The 19,226-nt window shown below is 70.8% G+C and carries 19 protein-coding genes and 2 pseudogenes; 14 read left to right on the top strand and 7 right to left on the bottom strand.

Annotation, left to right across the window (positions count from 1 at the left end; genetic code table 11):
* Positions 1-42 precede the first annotated feature (42 nt).
* Positions 43-465, top strand: coding sequence for an arsenate reductase ArsC (locus tag FLX08_RS24045; protein ID WP_142621567.1), 423 nt, complete (start codon positions 43-45; stop codon positions 463-465).
* A gap of 128 nt (positions 466-593) precedes the next feature.
* Here the strand turns inward: FLX08_RS24045 and FLX08_RS24040 are convergent, their stop codons facing one another.
* Together FLX08_RS24040 and FLX08_RS24035 are read right to left on the bottom strand one after the other, a co-directional pair.
* Positions 594-1,175, bottom strand: coding sequence for a hypothetical protein (locus FLX08_RS24040; RefSeq protein ID WP_142621565.1), 582 nt, complete (start codon positions 1,173-1,175; stop codon positions 594-596).
* Positions 1,157-1,495 (bottom strand): PadR family transcriptional regulator, encoded by a 339-nt coding sequence (locus tag FLX08_RS24035; protein WP_142621563.1) that lies wholly within the window; start codon positions 1,493-1,495, stop codon positions 1,157-1,159. Before FLX08_RS24035 ends, FLX08_RS24040 begins: the two co-directional genes overlap by 19 nt.
* 87 nt (positions 1,496-1,582) lie before the next feature.
* On the opposite strand from FLX08_RS24035, the gene FLX08_RS24030 reads away from it, so the two are divergent.
* Positions 1,583-2,098 (top strand): DUF2306 domain-containing protein, encoded by a 516-nt coding sequence (locus FLX08_RS24030; protein WP_142621561.1) that lies wholly within the window; start codon positions 1,583-1,585, stop codon positions 2,096-2,098.
* A 310-nt stretch (positions 2,099-2,408) separates the two neighbouring features.
* On the opposite strand, the gene FLX08_RS24025 is transcribed toward FLX08_RS24030, so the two are convergent.
* Positions 2,409-2,627 (bottom strand): Flp family type IVb pilin, encoded by a 219-nt coding sequence (locus tag FLX08_RS24025; protein ID WP_142621559.1) that lies wholly within the window; start codon positions 2,625-2,627, stop codon positions 2,409-2,411.
* A 562-nt stretch (positions 2,628-3,189) separates the two neighbouring features.
* Here FLX08_RS24025 and FLX08_RS24015 point away from each other — a divergent pair.
* The 7 genes and pseudogenes from FLX08_RS24015 to FLX08_RS43445 all read left to right on the top strand — a co-directional run.
* On the top strand, positions 3,190-4,530 hold the full coding sequence (locus tag FLX08_RS24015; RefSeq protein ID WP_244312852.1) for an MFS transporter: 1,341 nt from the start codon (positions 3,190-3,192) through the stop codon (positions 4,528-4,530).
* Positions 4,527-5,312, top strand: coding sequence for an N-acyl homoserine lactonase family protein (locus FLX08_RS24010; RefSeq protein WP_142621556.1), 786 nt, complete (start codon positions 4,527-4,529; stop codon positions 5,310-5,312). The genes FLX08_RS24015 and FLX08_RS24010 overlap by 4 nt, the downstream gene beginning before the upstream one ends.
* Positions 5,313-5,403: 91 nt before the next feature.
* A complete protein-coding gene (gene aroQ, locus FLX08_RS24005; protein WP_142621554.1) occupies positions 5,404-5,859 on the top strand; it encodes a type II 3-dehydroquinate dehydratase in 456 nt (151 codons plus the stop codon).
* On the top strand, positions 5,856-6,710 hold the full coding sequence (locus FLX08_RS24000; RefSeq protein WP_142621552.1) for a shikimate dehydrogenase: 855 nt from the start codon (positions 5,856-5,858) through the stop codon (positions 6,708-6,710). Before aroQ ends, FLX08_RS24000 begins: the two co-directional genes overlap by 4 nt.
* A gap of 10 nt (positions 6,711-6,720) precedes the next feature.
* On the top strand, positions 6,721-8,583 hold the full coding sequence (locus tag FLX08_RS23995) for a bifunctional sugar phosphate isomerase/epimerase/4-hydroxyphenylpyruvate dioxygenase family protein (RefSeq protein ID WP_142621550.1): 1,863 nt from the start codon (positions 6,721-6,723) through the stop codon (positions 8,581-8,583).
* Positions 8,584-8,623: 40 nt separating this feature from the next.
* Complete coding sequence (locus FLX08_RS23990; RefSeq protein ID WP_142621548.1) at positions 8,624-9,295, top strand: TetR/AcrR family transcriptional regulator; 672 nt, start codon at positions 8,624-8,626, stop codon at positions 9,293-9,295.
* A 105-nt stretch (positions 9,296-9,400) separates the two neighbouring features.
* A pseudogene (locus FLX08_RS43445) lies at positions 9,401-9,511 on the top strand (IS481 family transposase); the annotation flags it as partial.
* A 43-nt stretch (positions 9,512-9,554) separates the two neighbouring features.
* On the opposite strand, the pseudogene FLX08_RS43440 reads toward FLX08_RS43445, so the two are convergent.
* Positions 9,555-9,668, bottom strand: a pseudogene (locus FLX08_RS43440) (IS982 family transposase); the annotation flags it as partial.
* A gap of 123 nt (positions 9,669-9,791) precedes the next feature.
* Here FLX08_RS43440 and FLX08_RS23980 point away from each other — a divergent pair.
* The 4 genes from FLX08_RS23980 (at position 9,792) to FLX08_RS23965 (ending at position 12,636) form a co-directional block, all read left to right on the top strand.
* The gene (locus tag FLX08_RS23980) at positions 9,792-10,124 is read left to right on the top strand and encodes a DUF2795 domain-containing protein (RefSeq protein WP_244312851.1); all 333 of its coding nucleotides are present in this window, start codon (positions 9,792-9,794) and stop codon (positions 10,122-10,124) included.
* A 296-nt stretch (positions 10,125-10,420) separates the two neighbouring features.
* The gene (locus FLX08_RS23975; protein ID WP_244312850.1) at positions 10,421-10,879 is read left to right on the top strand and encodes a MarR family winged helix-turn-helix transcriptional regulator; all 459 of its coding nucleotides are present in this window, start codon (positions 10,421-10,423) and stop codon (positions 10,877-10,879) included.
* A complete protein-coding gene (locus FLX08_RS23970; RefSeq protein WP_142621544.1) occupies positions 10,876-12,309 on the top strand; it encodes an MFS transporter in 1,434 nt (477 codons plus the stop codon). Before FLX08_RS23975 ends, FLX08_RS23970 begins: the two co-directional genes overlap by 4 nt.
* A 33-nt stretch (positions 12,310-12,342) precedes the next feature.
* On the top strand, positions 12,343-12,636 hold the full coding sequence (locus FLX08_RS23965) for a DUF1330 domain-containing protein (protein WP_139572630.1): 294 nt from the start codon (positions 12,343-12,345) through the stop codon (positions 12,634-12,636).
* 172 nt (positions 12,637-12,808) lie between these two features.
* Here FLX08_RS23965 and FLX08_RS23960 read toward each other — a convergent pair whose 3' ends face one another.
* Both FLX08_RS23960 and FLX08_RS23955 read right to left on the bottom strand, forming a co-directional pair.
* A complete protein-coding gene (locus FLX08_RS23960) occupies positions 12,809-14,296 on the bottom strand; it encodes a carboxylesterase/lipase family protein (RefSeq protein WP_142621542.1) in 1,488 nt (495 codons plus the stop codon).
* Positions 14,293-15,225 carry an MBL fold metallo-hydrolase gene (locus FLX08_RS23955; RefSeq protein WP_142621540.1) on the bottom strand — a complete coding sequence of 311 codons (933 nt, stop codon included), beginning with the start codon at positions 15,223-15,225 and terminating at the stop codon, positions 14,293-14,295. The genes FLX08_RS23960 and FLX08_RS23955 overlap by 4 nt, the downstream gene beginning before the upstream one ends.
* A 198-nt stretch (positions 15,226-15,423) precedes the next feature.
* Here FLX08_RS23955 and FLX08_RS23950 point away from each other — a divergent pair, with 198 nt between their 5' ends.
* Positions 15,424-18,045, top strand: coding sequence for a LuxR family transcriptional regulator (locus tag FLX08_RS23950; protein ID WP_142621538.1), 2,622 nt, complete (start codon positions 15,424-15,426; stop codon positions 18,043-18,045).
* A gap of 25 nt (positions 18,046-18,070) precedes the next feature.
* Here the strand turns inward: FLX08_RS23950 and FLX08_RS23945 are convergent, their stop codons facing one another.
* A complete protein-coding gene (locus FLX08_RS23945; RefSeq protein ID WP_142621536.1) occupies positions 18,071-18,904 on the bottom strand; it encodes an aldo/keto reductase in 834 nt (277 codons plus the stop codon).
* Positions 18,905-19,226 lie beyond the last annotated feature (322 nt).

Here is a 19,226-nt window from a genome sequence, read left to right as displayed (position 1 = left end):
CCCAGGCCTGGCCCCCACCACCATCAGCAAGAAAGAACGAAGATGCCCACGACCGCTACTGCCGCGTCCGTTCTGTTCGTCTGTGTGCACAACGCCGGCCGCTCCCAGATGGCCGCCGGATTCCTCTCCCACCTGGCCGGCGACCGCATCGAGGTCCGCTCCGCCGGGTCGCTGCCCGCCGAGCAGGTCAACCCTGCCGCCGTGGAGGCGATGAAGGAGGTCGGCATCGACATCTCCGGCCAGACCCCCAAGGTGCTAACCACCGAGGCGGTGCAGGCCTCCGACTACGTCATCACCATGGGCTGCGGGGATGCCTGCCCGATCTTCCCGGGCAAGAAGTACCTCGACTGGGCCCTGGACGACCCCGCAGGCAAGGGCGTCGAGGCCGTCCGGCCGATCCGCGACGAGATCAAAACCCGCATCCAGGCTCTGATCGCCGAGATCGACGCTCGGCAAGAAAGCTGATCCCGCCGCTCTTACCGTCACCGCCGGGAATGTCCCTGCATGGGCGTACTCCCGGTCAGCGGCAGCGCCGCGTCCCGACCCTCCTGTCGGGGGGGCAGCACCTGTGACGAGACGATGCCGCAGCATGGTCACAGGCGTGTGATCAGTGCGGGGATGGCTCGTACCGCCAGCATGATCCTCGCGACGCTGCCGGTCAGCGCCACGAGCAGCAGCAAGGACGGCGGCGGCACAAGCGTGACGACCGTGCCCAGAATGACCGTGTCCAAGACGGCGACGGTTCCCGCGCCGCCCAGGGCGGCCAGCCGTACGGTGTGATAGTGCCGCTGTTCCCGGACGGCCGTTACGAGCATGAGCACGGCCGAGCCGAGCAGGAGTCCGAGGACCAGGCGTGCGGCCGGTGGGATCGCCGCGGCCCAGCCGTCGGCGGTGATAAGAGCGGTGCCCCAGCACAGGCCGACGATCGGCCCGGCCGCAAGCAGTGTGAACGCGGCGTGCCGGGCCGGTGAGGCACGAACGAAGGCGGCGGTGACGGCGTCGGCGTCACCGAAGTCCGCGAGGGCGGCCCGGGCTGCCGCATCCGGGTCCCCGAGCCGCTCCATCTGGTCGTCGTACGAGGCGAGCAGGCCGTCGGCGAGCTCGTCGACCACGGGGCCGGGCAGCCGTTCGGCGAGCGTCCGCAGGTGGCGTTCGATCAGTTCGTGGCCGGCCACGGTCCACCACCCAGCGCCGCGGATATCACGGCGGCGAACTCCTGCCAGTGGTCGCGTGCCCCCGCCAAAGAGCGCCGCCCCTGCTCGGTCAGCTCATAAGTGCGCCGTCTGCGACCGCTCACCACCGACCAGCTCCCCTTGATCAGTCCCGCGCGCTCCAGCCGGTGCAGCGCCGGATAGACGGTGCCGGTGGGCAGATCGAGCTTGCCGCCCGTCGCGTCACGCAAGGCTTCCTTCACCGCGTAGCCGTGCTGCGGCCCGTCCTCCAGTGTGGCGAGCAGGAGGCCGTCCAAGTGTCCCTTGAGTGCTTCCGCCCTCATAGGTAGCAACGCTACAACTGCTCTTCCCGTACGCCAAGACCCGGAGTAGCGTTCCTACATGTAGGGTCACTACGTATTGGAGATGCGATGGACCACATCGACATCCTGGGCACTCCGATCCCCAACGCCGGACCGGTCTTCTTCGCCGCACTCGCCATCCATGTCACTGCCGGGATCACCTGCGTGAGCTGCGGCGCGATCGCCGCGCTGACGCGGAAGGGAAGCCCATGGCACCGGCGGTTCGGCCGCACCTATCTGTGGGCGTGGGCCGTCGCCTACCTCACCCTGACCGTCATGTCGGTGATCCGCTGGCGGGAGAACGTCCACCTGTTCGTCATCGGCACCCTTGGCTTCACCGCCGCGCTGACGGGCTACGCCAACCGGCGGCGCCGGCCCGACCTTCACATCCTCGCAATGGGCACGTCCTACGTGCTGCTGTTGATCGGCTTCTACGTCGACAACGGCCCCCACCTGCCACTGTGGGACAGGCTCCCCACCGTTGCCTACTGGCTGCTCCCGGCCCTGATCGGCTCCCCCTTGATCGCGCACGCAATCGTGCGCAGGCGCCAACGACACGCGCCGGCACGCCGTGATTCCCGGTGACAGCCATACGCCCTGCCGATTCGCCTTTTCCAGCTTGATCGAATTCGTACAGGGCGAGCCGACGACCGCGTGAGCGTTCCGGCGGACCGATCGACGATCAAGGTACGCCACGGCAGGAAGGACAACGTGGCCTGCAGGGCTGTGTGGCACAACGACAATCCGGTCGACGTGCGCAAGCCGTTCGGGTCGGTCAAGGTCTTCAAGCTGTGCCAGGGGCGTGTCGGGTGGGGCTGCCTGCAGAGCGGCGGTGTGGCCGGGTGGCCGCTGATCGGATCTGACTTGGGGTGGCGCGGCTGTCGAGGGTGATCGCTCAGCCGCTCGTGCCGCCCCCAAGGGTGTTCTGAATCTCGCCCTGCTTCTGCTCCACCACTGTCTTGATCAACGTGGCCAAGCCCAGTGCGACGCCGGCGATGATGGCCGTGATGATCACCCACTCGACGGCTGAAGCTCCACGCGTTGGAGCTGCTCTCGCGCGCTGGATCCGAACACCCAGAAACGCCCACAGGTAGATGGCCCAGGGATGGTTCACTCCGCCTCGACATCCTTCTTCGCACCGGGGGTGAGGCGCGCACGGAGCTCACCCTCTGTTGCTGATCGCAACCGCGGATGTGCAGATTGTTGCCGACGTGAGCTTGTCAGGTAGACAAAACCGTTGTGGAATCTGGAACTCCATCCGCAGCTTTCGTGCATACTCGGCGCGGTTCGATCGTCGGGACCATCCGAGCCTTGAGGCCCTTGCCGCGGCTGCCCTTGCCTAAGCGGACGTGCAGCTTGCCGCCCTCGCCCAGGCCCGGCGCCAGTCCCGGATGTCGCCGCATGGTCATGCCGGCCGACGCTCGTGGCAGGACGCCGAATTGCTCTGGGCGCTCTTGTAATGAACGAACTAGTGAGTTAGCTTCAACGTCACAAGCCAGGCTGGAACGGACACCCCGTATCGCGGACAGGGCTTGGCGGCCTGTTATCCCTCCATGGGTAACTTTGCTATGGGTGAGCCCCTGGCCCGACACGGCATCCCCGTTCTCAGCGGTCACCCACCCCCCCTCGCGTGCGACCCAGGTAGTCGCCGCCCGATGTCACAGAGGAGACCCGCCGTGTCGGCTGTTCCCGTGGACCGTCCCCATGCCGCGCAGGGCAAGCCCCGTAAGGCGGCGCTCGCCGCCTGGATCGGCAGCGCCTTGGAGTACTACGACTTTTTCATCTACGGCACCGCCGCAGCGCTGGTCTTCAGCAAGATCTTCTTTCCGGAGTCGGCTCCGGCGACCGGAACCCTTCTGGCGCTGGCGACCTTCGGCGTCGGCTATCTGGCCCGCCCCGTGGGCGCTTTCGTGCTCGGGCACATCGGCGACAAGTTCGGCCGCAAGCGGGTGCTGGTCGCCACGCTGGTCCTGATGGGCTTGTCCACCTTCTTGGTCGGCTGCCTGCCGACGTACGAGGACATCGGTGTGCTCGCCCCGGTGCTGCTGGTTGTGCTGCGGCTCCTGCAGGGCTTCTCGGTGGCGGGGGAGCAGGCCGGAGCCAACTCCATGACTCTGGAGCACGCCCCGCCCGGACGCCGCGCCTACTACACGAGCTTCACGCTCAACGGCACTCAGGCCGGGCAGATCCTGGCGACAGCCGTCTTCCTTCCGATCGCCGCGCTCCCTGAGGACCAGCTCCTCACTTGGGGCTGGCGGGTGCCGTTCTGGCTGAGCATCGTGGTCGCCGCGGTCGGCCTGCTGATCCGCCGGACCCTTGAGGAGACTCCCGCCTTCGAGCGGGAGGTGGCCGAGGGCGCGGTCGCCAAGATGCCGCTGGCCGTGCTGTTCCGTGACCACTGGAAGGACGTGCTGCGGGTGGTGGTGGCCGCGGTCATCGCGTCCGTCAGCACGATCTTCACGGTTCACGCGCTGTCCTACGCGGTGAACACGATGAAGCTCGATCGCACGCCCATGCTCTGGGTCGGAGTCCTGGCCAACGTCGCCGCCCTGATCGCCATCCCGCTGTGGGGAAGGCTCTCCGACCGGGTGGGCCGTAAGCCCGTGTTCGCGGGCGGTTCGCTGGGGTGCGCCGTGCTGATGTTCGGCTACCTGTGGTCGATCTCGGCGGGTGACTACCTGCTGATCTTCGTGATCGGCATCCTCATGTTCGGCGTCGTGCACAGCGCGACCAGCGGGGTGTGGCCGGCTTTCTACGGCGAGATGTTCAGCACCCGCGTGCGGTTGTCCGGTATGGCCGTCGGCACCCAGATCGGCTTCGCGATCGCCGGGTTCGCGCCCACGATCGCCACCGCCGTCGCGGGCACCGGCCCGGACAGCTGGTTCGGGGTCGCGGCCTTCACCGCACTGCTGTGCCTGGTCAACGTCGCGGCGGTGGCGACGGCGCGCGAGACCTATCGGGTGCCCACCGACAAGCTCGGCCTTGTGGGGACGACCCGGGTCAAGGTGCCGGCATGAGCACGTTCCGCGTCTACGCCATCCGCTACGCCGAGCGCGAGGGCCGCCGCGGCCAGCACTTCCACGGGTACGACGACCGCTGGGACGAGCCGCATCCCACGGCCTACTACGTGTGGCTCGCGGTCTCCGATGGCCACACCGTGCTGATCGACAGCGGCATCCGTCCCGAGCGCGCCGCCGGCATCGCGGGGATGACCTATCTGGCCTCGCCCGCACGGACGCTGGCTGAGATGGGCGTCGATCCGACGTCGGTGGATCACGTGATCCTCACGCACTTGCACTACGACCACACCGGGACCGCCCGTGACTTCGACCGTGCTCGATACGTCCTGCAGCGGCCGGAGCTCGACTACTGGACGGGGCCGTGGGCAGAGCGCATCACCCGCGAGCAGTGGCTGTGCGACCGGGACGACGTCGACCATCTGCTGAAGGCGGGCGAGGACGGGAGGCTGCTCCTCGTCGACGGCGACGTGGAGCTTCTTCCGGGGTTGAGCGTCCACCTGGTGGGCGGGCACACCGCCGGCATGCAGGTGGTCCGGATCGCCACCGCGCGCGGCGACGTGGTCGTGGCCTCCGACGCGAGCCACTACTACGAGAACATCCGCGAGGACCGGCCCTTCGCGATCCTGCACAGCATGACCGGCATGTACGCGGCGTTCGACCGCATCAACGAGCTGGCCGGAGGGCCGGAGCTGATCCTTCCCGGTCATGATCCCGAGGTGCTGGCCGTGCACCCGCCTTTCTCGGAGGCGCTGACGGGACGGGTGGCGGTCGTCGCCTGACCCTTCCATCGGCGCCAGCCGGTGCGGCTTCCCACGTCGGCCGAGCTGGTCTATAAAAAGTAACGTACTAGTTCGTACATAATGGAGCGTCATGCCGCCCGACCCCCGCGTACTCGTCCTCAACGGGCCCAACCTCAACCTGCTCGGCCGCCGCGAGCCCGCTGTCTACGGGATCACGACCTTGGCGGACATTGAGGAACTGTCCCTCGCCGCAGCCCGCGAGCACGGCCTGGCCCTCGACTTCCGGCAGAGCAACCATGAGGGCGTGCTCATCGACGCCGTTCAGGAGGCGGGGCGCGAGATGGACGCGATCGTGATCAACGCCGGGGGCTACACGCACACGTCCGTCGCGCTGCGGGACGCGCTGGCCGCCGCCGGACTGCCCGTGGTCGAGGTCCACCTGACCAACATCCACCGGCGGGAGCCGTACCGCCGTCGCTCGTACGTGTCGGAGGTCGCGGACGCGCTGATCTGCGGCGCGGGACCGCACGGCTACCCGCTCGCCCTCGCCCACGCGGCAATGCTCCTGAAGAAGGAAGGACGATGACGTCATATCTGGTGGGGCTCATCGGGGCGGGGATCGGACCGTCGCTCAGTCCACCCCTGCACGAGCGCGAGGCCGACTTTCACGGCCTGCGCTACATCTACCGGCTGATCGACATCGCCGAACTCGGGCTGCCCGCGGAGGCCGCCGGCGATCTGGTGACGACGGCCCGCCGATTCGGCTTCACTGGTCTCAACATCACCCATCCCTGCAAACAGACGGTCATCGAGCATCTGGACGAGCTGTCGCCCGACGCCGAGAAACTGGGCGCGGTGAACACTGTGGTGTTCGACGGCGGCCGCGCCATCGGGCACAACACCGACTGGACCGGGTTCGCCGAGTCGTTCGCCCGCGGCCTGCCCGACGCGGCGACCCGCCGGGTCGTGCAGCTCGGTGCGGGCGGGGCGGGCTCGGCGGTGGCGCACGCGCTGCTGACTTTGGGAGCCGACCGGATGACGCTGGTGGACGTCCAGCAGGACCGGGCCGTCGAACTGGCCGTCAAGCTGGCCCGGCGCTTCGGGACGGGCCGCGCCGTCGCCGCCACGCCCGACCGGCTGCCGGCGCTACTCGCGGGTGCCGACGGGCTGGTCAACGTCACTCCCACCGGGATGGCCGCGCACCCGGGCCTGCCGTTGCCCGCCGAACTGCTCACGCCGGACCTGTGGGTGGCCGATGTGGTGTATCGGCCGCTTGAGACCGCGCTGCTGCGGCAGGCCCGCGAGATCGGCTGCCGCACGCTCCACGGCGGCGGCATGGTCGTCTTCCAGGCCGCCCATGCGTTCCGCCTGTTCACCGGCCGCGAGCCGGACGCGGAACGGATGCTCGCCCACATGACCGACCTCGTCGCCGCCTGAGGAGCCGTCAATGCGCAAGACCATCGCCACGGTGTCGCTGAGCGGCACCCTGGCCGAGAAGCTCGACGCCATCGCGGCGGCCGGCTTCGACGGCGTGGAGATCTTCGACAACGACCTGGTCGCCAGCAACATGTCGCCGGAGGAGGTTCAGGTGCGGGCCGCCGACCTCGGTCTGAGCATCGACCTCTACCAGCCGTTCCGTGACTTCGAGGCCGTTCCCGCCGACCTGCTCGAACGCAACCTGCGCAGGGCGCGGCACACGTTCGCGGTCATGGAACGACTCGGTGTCACCCGGCTGCTGGTCTGCTCCAATGTCAGCGCCGCCGCCGTGGACGACGACGCACTGGCGGCCGGGCAACTCCGGCTGCTCGCCGAGGCGGCGGCCGAACACGGCATCACGATCGCCTACGAGGCCCTGGCCTGGGGGCGGCACGTCAACGAGTACCTGCACGCGTGGCGGATCGTCCGGATGGCCGACCACGACAATCTGGGCACCTGCCTGGACAGCTTCCACATCCTGTCACGCGGCTCCGATCCCGGCGGAATCGAAGCCATCCCCGGCGACAAGATCTTCTTCCTGCAGCTGGCCGACGCGCCTCTGATGGCGATGGACGTCCTCCAGTGGAGCAGGCACCACCGCTGCTTCCCAGGTCAGGGCGGCTTCGACCTGGCCGGGCTGCTGGCACACGTGCTGCGCACCGGCTACAGCGGTCCGCTGTCGCTGGAGGTGTTCAACGACGTGTTCCGGCAGGCGGACACCACCCGCACCGCCGTGGACGCGATGCGCTCGCTGATCGCCCTGGAGGAGGACACCGCCGCGCGACTGCCGGGTGCGGCCGCGCTCGCCGTTCCGCCGCCGCCCGTGCAGCCCACCGGCTTCGCCTTCGCCGAACTGGCCATGCCCGCGTCCGCCGCGCCACTGCCCCCGGGGGCCGCACCGGGACGGAACGCGCTGGAGCCGCTGCTCGTGGCGCTCGGCTTCGCCCACACCGGTACGCACACCGGCAAGCCGGTCCAGTTGTGGGAACAGGGCGAGGCCCGGATCCTGCTCAACACCGGCGAGCCCGCCGATGTGCCGGCGGTGGCGGCGATCGGGTTGGAGTCACCCGATCCGGCCGGATCGGTCAAACGCGCCCAGTCGCTGCTGTCGCCGGTGCTGCCGCGGCGCCGTGCTCCGGGTGAGGCGCCGCTCGACGCGGTCGCGGCGCCCGACGGCACCGCGCTGTTCTTCTGCCGTACGGCACAGCCCGATCACCCGAGCTGGACCGGCGACTTCGCCCCTGTCCGGGCGGGGCGCCCCGGTGACGAGATCACCCACATCGACCATGTGGCGCTGACCCAGCCCTGGCACCACTTCGACGAGGCCGCCCTGTTCTATCGCAGCGTGCTCGGGCTGACCCCGCAGGAGAGCCTCGAACTGCCCGACCCGTACGGACTGCTGCGCAGCCGGGCGATGACCAACGCCGGCGGCACGGTCAGGATCGCGATCAACGTCGGCTACGTGGGCGGCCATCCCTCGGCGCCTGACGCTCCCTGGCAGCACGTCGCGCTGGCGAGCCGGGACATCCTCGCCACGGCCGGGCGCCTGCGAGAGCTCGGCGAACTGGTGCTGCCCGTCCCCGCGAACTACTACGACGACCTGCAGGCCCGGTACGACCTCGCTTCAGAGCGGCTGCATACCTTGCGGGAGCTCAACCTGCTGTACGACCGCGACGCCGCCGGGGAGTTCCTCCACCTGTACACGGTCACCGCCGGCCGGATGTTCTTCGAGGTCGTCCAGCGATTCGGCGCGTACCAGGGGTACGGCGCTCAGAACGCGCCGATCAGGCTTGCCGTCCAGCACGGCCCCGTGCCGCCGGCGAGACGGCAATAGGATGAGGCCGACCCTGACTCATCGGCCACAGTGGAGCGTCATGTCCTCCCAGCCCGCCACCCGTCCCGCCGGGGATCGCCTACGTGACGCCGAGCGGACCAGGGCGGAGATCCTGGAGGTCGCGCAGCGGGAGTTCGCCAGGAACGGGTACGCCGGGGCGCGGGTGGACGAGATCGCCGCGCTCACCCGCACCACGAAGCGGATGATCTACTACTACTTCGGCGGCAAGGAGCAGTTGTACGTCGCAGTGCTGGAGAAGGCGTACGCCGACATCCGGGCGGTCGAGCGGACCGTCGACGTGGAGCACCTGGCACCTGTGGAGGCGGTCCGCACGCTCGCGGAGCTGACCTTCGACCACCATGACGCACACCGGGACTTCATCAAGCTGGTCAGCATCGAGAACATCCATCACGGCAAGCACATCCGCAAATCCGAGGTGCTGGCCAACCTGGGCACCCCGGTGCTGGACCTGATCTCCCGGATCCTGGACGCCGGGCAGGCGCAGGGCGTCTTCGTCACCGACGCCGACGCCATCGACGTGCACATGATGATCAGCTCCTTCTGCTGCTTCCGCATCTCCAACCAGCACACCTTCGGGGCTCTGTTCGGCCGGGACATGACCGCGCCGGAGCACCGCGAGCGGCAACGCGTCATGATCGGGGAGATGGTCGTGGCCTATTTGACCGGGGCGGGCAGGCGCGCCGCGCCGTGACCGCGGCGCGGCGCGCCCCCGGCCTGCAGAAGGGCGCCATGCCGATTACGGACTTGATCCCGCCCAGAAGGTGCTGCACCGGCCGGCAGCCGCTGTAATGCCCCGCTGGCCGAACTCGGACGCCTGCGCCTGGCACGGTGTGTCGTCGACGACGGCTGGCCGCTGTGGCAAGGCAGCCGAACGCTTCCAGGTCGCCGCGTCACCACCGCCCGGCGCTGAACCGGCCGCTACCGGCAACACGGAGCATCCGGCAGGGCGACCGCAGCCGGCGGGCTTCGGAGCGGATGCCGAGCAGGGCTTGAGCGATGGCCAGGGTGAGCAGCTCGGCGTCGGCGAGCTTGGGCGGGCGTCCGGCCCGGTCCGGACGCCCCAGAGTGCGGGTGTCCCCGCCATCGGGCGCTCCCCATCCTTTGCCCCGGCATATTAAACGGACATTAGGGGCGAAATACCGTGTAGTTTCCTGATGGCCGGGGTAACGGGAGACGGATGGAGGGTGGTGGCCACGCCAACCACACCGATCTCCTGGGAGGACGCCGTGACCGTCGACGACATCGTCCGCGAGGCCCTGTCCAGCGTGGACTTTCCCGCGGACAAACAGTCGCTCGTCCAGCAGGCGGCCGACGCCGGCGCTTCCGAACAGGCGCTGCGGCTGCTGCGGGCATTACCGCTCGGCACGTACGCCAACAAGGCGGAGGTGCTGCGATCCATCCCCCGGGATCCCGACGAGGAAGAGGGACTCTCGCCGGCCGAACTCGCGCGCAGGGCCCGAGAACGCACCGGCAAGGGCCGGGGACGGGTGGCCGAGCACCTGCGGCAGCCCAAATCGTGACGACCGAGGGCAGCCGGGGCACGTCAGCGAATGCGTTTCATTCACGCGCGAGCGCCAGGTAGCGGTCGTCGCCGTAGCGGAGCATGTCCAGGGCGCAGCGGCAGCCGTCCGACGTCGGCGATTGCCGGCCGGCCGTACGCGCTCGCCCTCGCGCACGAGCCGACCAGATCAGCGGTGACGTCCTGCTGCGGGATGGGAGTAATGATCTACAAGGTAAAGGCGGATGCCGTGAGGACGCCCGCGCCGGTCTCGCCCAATTCCATAAACTATGAATATAAAAGCGCTATGCTTCTAGCGTGAGTCGTCAAGGCAGCGCTCCTGGCGCGTCCGCCGCCATCGGGGCGGTCCTCTATGGCCTGGCCATCAGGGCCGTGAGACGCCTGCCGCGGGACATGAGCCTGACGTCCGCCGCCACCCTGGCCACCTTGGACCGCACCGGCCCGCGGCGCATCACCGATCTGGCCGCGGTCGAGGGCGTCACCCAGCCCGCGATGACCGCCCTGGTCCGCGTTATGGAGGAGTCCGGTCTGGTCGAGCGGCGGGGCGACGCGTCCGACAAGCGGGTCACGCTGGTGTGCCTGACCGAGGCCGGCGCCTCCTATGTCCGGACGCGGCGCCAGGCGGGCGTCCACGCGTTCGAGCGGTTGATCGGCGAACTAGCCGGCGATGAAGTCGAGGCGCTGGTGGCGGCCCTTCCGGCGCTGCAGCATCTGGCGGAGCTCGAAAGCCAGGACCGCGAACGGCCGAAGCAGTGACCGGGCAGCCGGTCGGCGGGCCCGAGGCGACGGCGTTCCCTGTGGCGCGTTCCGAGGCGCGGCTGCTGGTCCCCGCCCTGGTGTTCATCGCTCTGGTCGTGGCGGCGGTCGCCGGCCTCGGGACGCCGCTCATCACCAGCGTGGCGACCTCGTTCCACGTCTCGCTCGGCAGCGCGCAGTGGACGCTGACCGTCGCGCTGCTCAGCGGCGCCGTCGCCACGCCGGTCCTGGGCCGGCTCGGAGCCGGTCCGCACCGGCGGGCCGCGATCCTCGCCACGCTGGCGGTCGTCGTCGCCGGCAGCGCGCTCACCGTGCTGCCGCTGCCGTTCGCGTGGCTGCTGGCCGGCAGGGCGGCCCAGGGCGTCGGGCTCGGGCTGACGGCGCTGATGATGGGCGTGGCCCGGGACCACCTCCCCGAGGAGCGCAGCACGGCCGTGATCGCCCTGATCTCGGTGGTCTCGATCATCGGGGCCGGCGTCGGCTACCCGCTGGCCGCACTGCTCGCCGAGCTCGGCGGCGTGCGGGCCGCCTACGGCCTCGGCCTGGTCGTCACCGCCGCCGCCCTCCTGACCGCGTGGTGCTCCATGCCCGAGGCCCCCGAAGGCCGCTCCGCGCGCGTGGACGTGGCAGGCGCGGTCGTCCTGGCCGCTGCGCTGGTCCTGGTGCTGCTCCTCGCCGGCGAACGGAATCTGTGGAGCCGGCACCTCGCCGTGGCGTCGGGCCTCGCCGTCGTCGCGGTGGTGCTGCTCTGCGTCTGGGTCGTCGTCGAGCTGCGCAGCACGACACCCCTGGTCGCTGTGCGGGCGGTGCGGCACCCGGCGGTCGCCGGGGCGAACCTCGCCATGTTCGCCGGCGGGATCGGCATGTACCTCCTGCTCACGCTCATCACCCGGTACGCACAGACGCCGCATGGCGCCGGCTACGGCTTCGGGCTGACGACCTTCGCCGCCGGGCTGGTCCTCATCCCGTTCTCGGTGCTGGGGTTCGTCGCGGGCAAACTCACGCCGCGGATCCGGAGCCGGATCGCCGGCCCCCTGCTCCTGGCCGGCAGCGCCGTCGTGGTCGGCGGCGGGTTCGCCCTGTTCGCGGCGGCACGGTCGGACCTGGCCGAACTGTTCGCGGCGATGGGCGTGCTCGGCTTCGGCGTCGGCGGCTTCTCGGCCGCGATGCCCGGCGTCATCCTGGCCGTCACCCCCAAGAGCGAGACGTCGAGCGCCATGAGCTTCAACTACGTCGTCCGCAGCGTCGGGTACTCCCTGGGCAGCGCCATCGGCGGCCTGATCCTCGCCGCGGGCAGCAGCCCCGGCCGTCTCTTCCCCGACGACAGCGCCTACACCACCGCGGCGCTGGCCGGCATCGGCGCCATGGCGATCACGACGCTGACAAGCCTCGCTCTCGCCCGCCGACGCTCCTCCGAGACCAACCCGTAAGTCCGATGCACTCATCCCGACACTGCAGGTTCCATGCCCAAGGGCTACTGGGTCAGCGCCTACCGCACCATTTCAGACCCTGAGAAGCTGGCTGCTTACAACAAGCTGGCCGGTCCGGCCGTCAAGGCCGGGGGTGGCCGGACCCTCGTCCGTGGCGGCCGGGTCGTGGCGCACGACGCCGGACTGGCCGAGCGCACCGTCCTGGTCGAGTTCGACAGCTTCGAGCAGGCCGTCGCGGCGTACGAGAGTGCGGCCTACCAGGAGGCGCTGGCCGCCCTCTCCGACGGCGTCGAGCGCGACTTCCGCATCGTCGAAGGCATCGACTGACCGAGGTCCAGTCCGATCTTCACTGAGGATCGGCCATCTTGGTTCCGCCGGTGCGGCTGCTGGTGCGACGAGGTTCGCGGGGCGGAGCAGGTCCGGCTCGGCACGTCGCGCGGCGACCCGCTCCAGCGGTGATCAGGCTGAGAGAACCGTGGTGGGTATCGGTGGGAAGCGGTCAGGGCCACGCGTGGAGCTCCTCGCCGTGCGGGTCGTCCACCATGCTCCACTCGGCGCCGATGCGCATGGTGGCCCGGCGTGCGGTGGCGTAGCGGTCCCAGCCGGGGTGGCCGGTCGCGGCGAAGGCCACCCAGGCCGCGTGCATCCGGGCGGCCAGGTCCGAGGGCGGCTCGTACGGACCGAGCAGAGCCTGCGGGCCGCGCAGCCGGGGCAGGTCGGCGACGTCGAAGACGAACGGCAGCTCCACGGCGTGCGTGGCACCCAGCTCGCCGTTCAACGCGTTCGAGCGCCATGCGAACGAGTATCGGTAGGTGGCGGCGGCCCTCCCCGCGTGCGCGTCGGCCAGCCGCCGGCTGCCCACACCGAACAGGGCGTCGCCCATGATCGCCGAGCGCAGTTCGCCGGACGACGCCTGCGGCCGCGCCCTGCGGTAGGCCTCGACGAGGCGGGCGGGCCGCGGGTGCGAGCGGGCCGCGGCGGCGTGCACGTCCGCCGCCGTCGAAGTGGACAGGTTCCCGAACGGGGCGAGGTAGAGGTTGCCCTCCTCCGTGTTCGTGCCCACCAGCAGGTCCACGCCGTCGCCGCGGCCCGCGGCGACGACCTCGGCCGGCTGCCGGTCGAGAACGATGCTGAAAGGGCTGAGCCCGATGAGCGGGTCAGTGTCGATGTCGGTCCGCAGGTCGATGCCCGACAGTTCGGCCATGACCTCGACCAGCCGCAGGTCGGGGATGCCGGCGAAGGCCTCGGCATGCGCCTCGACCCCGAGCGCGCGGGCGGCCGCGCGGGTCACCCGGGCGGCCTGCTCGGGCGTGAAGGCCCCCAGGCCGCTGCCGCTCTGCACGATCACGCGCCGGAACAACCCTTCGGCCTCGGGCGCGGCCAGCACGCCGCCCACGATCGTCGCGCCGGCGGACTGGCCGAACAATGTGACGCGGGACGGGTCGCCGCCGAACGCGGCGATGTTCTCCCGCACCCATCGCAGGGCGGCGATCACGTCGAGCAGGCCCCGGTTGGCGGGGGCACCGGGCAGGTCGAGGAAGCCCGCGATGCCCAGCCGGTAGTTGAGCGTCACGAGCACGACCCCGTCCCGGGCGAAGGCGGTGCCGTCATAGAGCTCCGACCTGGTGGATCCCGCCACGAAGCCGCCGCCGTGCACGAACACCATCACGGGCAGCCGCTCTCCGGCGACCCCCGGCGTCCACACGTTGACGGTCAGGAAGTCATCGCCGGGGATCCAGCCCGGCCCGAAGTACGGGGTCATGTCCACGCTGCCGAGCCGGCGTCCGGCCTGCGGCGCGGTGGGCCCGGGCTCCGTCGCGTCCCGTACACCGTCCCAGGGCGCGTGCGGTCGTGGAGCGGCGAACCGGGCGGCGCCGGTCGGCGGTGCGGCGTACGGGATGTTCAGGAACACGGTCGTCCCGTCGTGCCGCAGCCCGCGCACGACGCCCTGCGCGGTGAGGACGGTGTCCGCCGCGTGGTGGCTCATCGGGCCTCCTTTGCGGTCGCGGAGTAGGGGGCGAACGGAGCCCAGCCTTGGATGACGAACCCGTTCCCTTCGCGGACCACCTCGGCGGCTCCCTGCCCGCCCAGGTGCGCGGGGACGACCAGCGCGCCCAGGTCGGCGGCCCAGTGGAGGATCCTGCGGCGGGTGGCGCGGGCCTCGGCCGGGTCCTCGCAGAAGCAACTGCCGGCGTCCGGCTCGACGAACTGCACGGGGTTGTGCACCAGGTCGCCGACGAACACGGCGCGGTCCGTGCCCGATTCGAGGGTGATGATCGAGGACCCTGGCGTGTGCCCCGGCGCGAGGTCCAGGCGCAGGTTGGAGTCGATCGTGTACGAGTCCTCCCACAGGTGTGTCAGCCCCGCCTCGTGGACGGGGGCCACACTGTCCTCGAACACGTTCTGGTTGCCCCGCCCGAGCAGCGGCTTGTGCTCGTTCGCCGGGTTCCAGAAGTCGAAGTCGGCCTTGGAGATGAGGTACGTGGCGTTGGGAAAGGTCGGCACCCAGGTCCGGCCGTCCAGGTAGGTGTTCCAGCCGACGTGGTCCACGTGGAGGTGGGTGTTCACCACGATGTCCACGTCCTCGGGCCGTACGCCGGCCTCGGCCAGGTTGTCGAGGAAATCGGTGTCGAGGCGACTCCAGACCGGCGAGTACGGCCGCTCCTTGTGGTTGCCGACCCCGGTGTCGATGAGGATGTTCCTGCCCTCGCTGCGCAGCAGCCAGGTCTGAACCGCGGAGTTGACGATCCGCGTCTCGGGATCCACGAACTGCGGCTCCAACCAGGAGGAGTGCTCCTCCCAGGTGCGTGGCGAGCTTTCCGGGAAGAACGTCTCGGGCGTCATGCCGACGGGCCCGTAATACTCCCAGACCCGTGTGATCGTGACGTCGCCCAAAGTGATCTGATTGACAGGCATGCGCGTTCCTTGATCGGACGAGCGGTGATAGGTGCGACGAGATCCGCCGCCCGTTCATCGTGGGCCACCGCCGAGGGCCGGCGGTATGCGTAAGGTGACTGCATCCGATGCGGAGGGACGCACTTGCTACCGTGACAGCGAGGGGACGAGGACCCGCCGTGACGCCGCGGTCCTGTCGGTGAGACTTCTGGAGGGCCTGTGGACGGGCGGGCGCCGGGTCGCCGCGCCACAGCGGAACGTGACGCGGTCGTCGGACGGGACGCCGAGGTCGAGCGGCTCTCCGCTCTGGTGACGGACGCGTCCGGCGGCGGCCGGGTCCTGCTCCTGTCCGGAGCCGCGGGGATGGGCAAGAGCACGTTGCTGGAGTACACGGCCCGCCGCGCCGAGGAGGCGGGCCGCCGGGTGCTGTGGGCGAGCGGTCGTGAGTCCGAGAGGGACCTGGCCTTCGCGGGCCTGCACCAGCTTCTCCGGCCGGTGCTGGACGAGGCGGACCACCTGCCGGACCGGCAGCGCCGGGCGCTGCTCGGCGCCTTCGGGTTCGTGCCCGACGCCCCTGATCCGCTGCTGACGGGGGTCGCCGTGCTGACTCTGCTGTCCCAGGTGGCCGAACGGGCGCCGCTCGTGCTCGTGCTCGACGACGCCCAGTGGATCGACTCCGCCTCCGCCGACGCCCTCGCCTTCGCCGCCCACCGACTGGACGACGACCCCGTCACCCTGCTGGCCGCCGTACGCGACGACGACCCGGTCGCGCCGCGGGTCGGCGCACGCGACGACGGGCCGGAGTTCGGCCGGGGACTGCCGGCGCTTGTGCTGCCCCCGCTCGGCCCCACGGCGTCCCGGCGGCTGCTCGACGCCGCCGCCGACGTGGAGGATCCCCCGGACGCCGTGCTGGCGCTGCTGCCCGACGCCGACGACAGAGCCTGGCCCGCCGTCGAAGACTCGGGGCTGATCCACCGCGCAGGCCGGCACGTACGGTTCCGCCACCCACTGGTCCGTTCCGCGGTCTACCACGCCGCCCCGTTCGACGCCCGCATGGAGGCTCACCGCGCGCTGGCCGGCGCCCTGCGGGACGAGCCGGACCGGCGTGCGTGGCATCTCGCCGCCGCCACGCTCCACCCCGATGCGGAGGTGTCCGCCGCCCTGGAGCAGACGGCCGACAGGGCTCGCAGACGAGGCGGCTACGCGGCGGCGGCCAGGGCGCTGGCCCGCGCGGCGGAGCTGCGCCCCGGGCGCGACGACAGCGCCCGGCTGCTGGCGGACGCGGCCGGCCTGGCCGTCTTCACCGGAGACCTGCCCTGGGTGGAGGAACTGGCCGCCCGGGCCCGCGCACGCACCGACGACCCGGCCGTGCTCGCCGCCGCCTCACTGCACGTCGGGCGGCTGTCCGCGCTGACCGGGCGGCACACCGCCGTCTTCGGCCGCCTGACCGCGATCGCCGACGACCTGGGAGCCGAGCGACCGGCCATCGCGCTCGACGCGCTCGCCGCCGCCGCGGTGCTGCGCTTCTATTCGGGTGAGGAGTTCCAGCGGCGGGAGATCGACCGGCTCCTGCCACGCCTGCCCGCCGGGCCGCTGCGGGAGTGGGCGCGGATCGTGTCGGATCCGCTGGGCGGGCGCGAGCTGGCGCCTCGCCTGCCGGAGATGATCGCCGCGGCCGGGGGGCGCTCCGCAGCGGGTGATCGAGAGGGGGGCGGCGACGGCGCCGGCGCGGGTGGCCGTCCCGCGGAGCTGACCGCGCTGGCCGTCGCGGCCTGGGTGCTGGACGAGACCCCGCTGGCGATCCGGACGTTCGACGAGGCCGTCGAGTCGTGGCGCACCGACGGGCCGCTCCCCGACGGGCTCGGCGGCGTCGTCGCGCTGGCCTACTTCGAGTGCGGCCGCTGGGATCGGGCGCGTGCGGTCTGCGCGGGCCTCGGCGCGCTGCCGGCGGCGGCCAGACTCGACCACGCCGTCGCGTGCGCGCACGCCATCGAGGCCATGGTTGTGGCCTGCCAGGGCGATGCGGCGGGTGCCCGCGCTCTCGCCGATGAGGCGCTGCGTCTGGTGGATCCGCTGGAGAGCCGATCGGTCGCGGTGTACGCCCGCCGCGCCCTGGCCGCCGCCGCCATGGCGGAAGGCGACTACGAGGCCGCGTATGAGAACGCGCGAATGGTCTTCGACGCCGACGGCGCCCCCGTCCACTACCACGCCTCCTATCCGGCCCTGCCGGAGCTGGCGGAGTCTGCCGCGCGTGTCGGTCGTCAGGCCGAGGCGATCGAGATCGTCGAGCGTTCGGCCTGTACTCTCGCCCGCGGCGGCTCGTCCCGCCTGCGGAGCCTGGTGCGTCACAGCCGTGCGTTGCTCGCCGAACCCGGGCACGCCGAGCCCGAGTTCCTGGCGGCACTGGCCGATCCCGCGCTGGAGCGCTGGCCGTTCGAGCGTGCGCAGGCGGTGCTGAAGTACGGGGAATGGCTGCGCCGCCGTCGCCGGATCGCCGAGGCGCGGCCGTTCCTCACCGCGGCGTACGACACATTTCGCCGGCTGGGGGCGCGGCCGTGGAGCGAACGCGCGCAGGCGGAACTGCGGGCGGCCGGTATGGACGTCGACGCGACCGACCCCCGAGCCTTCGCCGGCCTTTCCCCGCAACAGCAGCAGATCGTCCGGCTCGCCGCCCGCGGGCTGACCAACCGCGAGATCGGGGAACGGCTCTTCCTGTCGCCGCGCACTGTCGGCTCCCACCTCTATCGCACCTTCCCCAAGCTGGGCGTCACCGCCCGCTCCCAGCTTCGTGACGTGGTGGAGGCGGCGTCGGGGCCGGCCGTCCGGGTCACGACGCGGTGAGCCGGCCCGGTCGTTGACGGGAGCCTCAGAGCCGTTCGAGCGGTCGCCGTGAGAGCGGCGGTGGGAACGCCGCGTCCAGCAGCAGGAGGTCGTCGTCGGTGAGGCGGATGGCCGCGGCCGCCGCGTTGTGCTCCACGTGTGCGGGCACCCCCGACTTCGGTATGGCGATCACGCCGTCGTTCCTGAGCACCCATGCGAGGGCCACCTGCGCCGTGGTCACCTCATGGCGTTGCGCGACGTCGAGAAGCGCCTGGCGGCCGAGCAACCGGCCCTGTTCTATCGGGGAGTACGCCATGATCGGAATGCCTCGCGCGTGGCACCAGGGGATCAGCTCGTACTCGGGACCGCGTCGGGCGAGGTTGTACAGGATCTGGTCGGTCTGCACGGCCGAGCCGCCGGCGATCGCGACGAGATCCTCCATGTCGGAGACGTCGAAGTTGCTGACGCCCCACCACCTGATGCGCCCCGAGGCCACAAGCTGCTCGAAGGCGGCGAGCGTCTCCTCCAGAGGCACCTGTCCCCGCCAGTGAAGCAGGTAGAGGTCCAGCCGGTCGGTGCCCAGACGGCGCAGGCTTCCCTCACAGGCGGCCACGGTGCCCGTGCGGGTCGCGTTCTGCGGCAGGACCTTGCCGACCAGGAACACCTCGTCGCGGTGGCCGGCGATCGCCTCGCCGACCAGGCGTTCCGCCCTGCCGCCGGCGTACATCTCGGCGGTGTCGATCAGGGTCATGCCGAGCTCGAGGCCCAGCCGTAGCGCCTTGATCTCGGTGTCCCATCGCGACGGGTCCTCGGCCATGTGCCAGGTTCCCTGCCCGAGGACCGGGACCTGCTCGCCGGACGGCAACGTGGTCGTACGCATGGCGACCTCCCCAAGCCGGCTACGGACCAGCCTATGCTTCCGCGCAGGTGAGACCGCGCCTGGGTAGGGCGATCTCCATCGGCCTCACGGGTGCCGGGCTCCCCGGCCGTACGCGACGCACGGTGTCGTGGCGGCGATGCCGTGCGGATGTGGGTGGTCATGAGTTATCTGCTCCTCCCGCGACGGGCTCGGCAGACCGCGGTGCGCAGACGTCCCGGGTAATCCCAGGCTACGGAAGTGTCATTTTCCGGAAACGCCGCTTTGAGCTGGATGAGGCTCCCCGTGGCCGGCGGGTAGCTGACCACGAGAAACCCATGCATGC

This window comes from Microbispora hainanensis (genome assembly GCF_006874475.1).
GTDB classification, from domain to species: domain Bacteria; phylum Actinomycetota; class Actinomycetes; order Streptosporangiales; family Streptosporangiaceae; genus Microbispora; species Microbispora hainanensis.
Note: the sequence above shows the minus strand (reverse complement) of the source record. Positions and strands in the feature narration are given on the sequence as shown.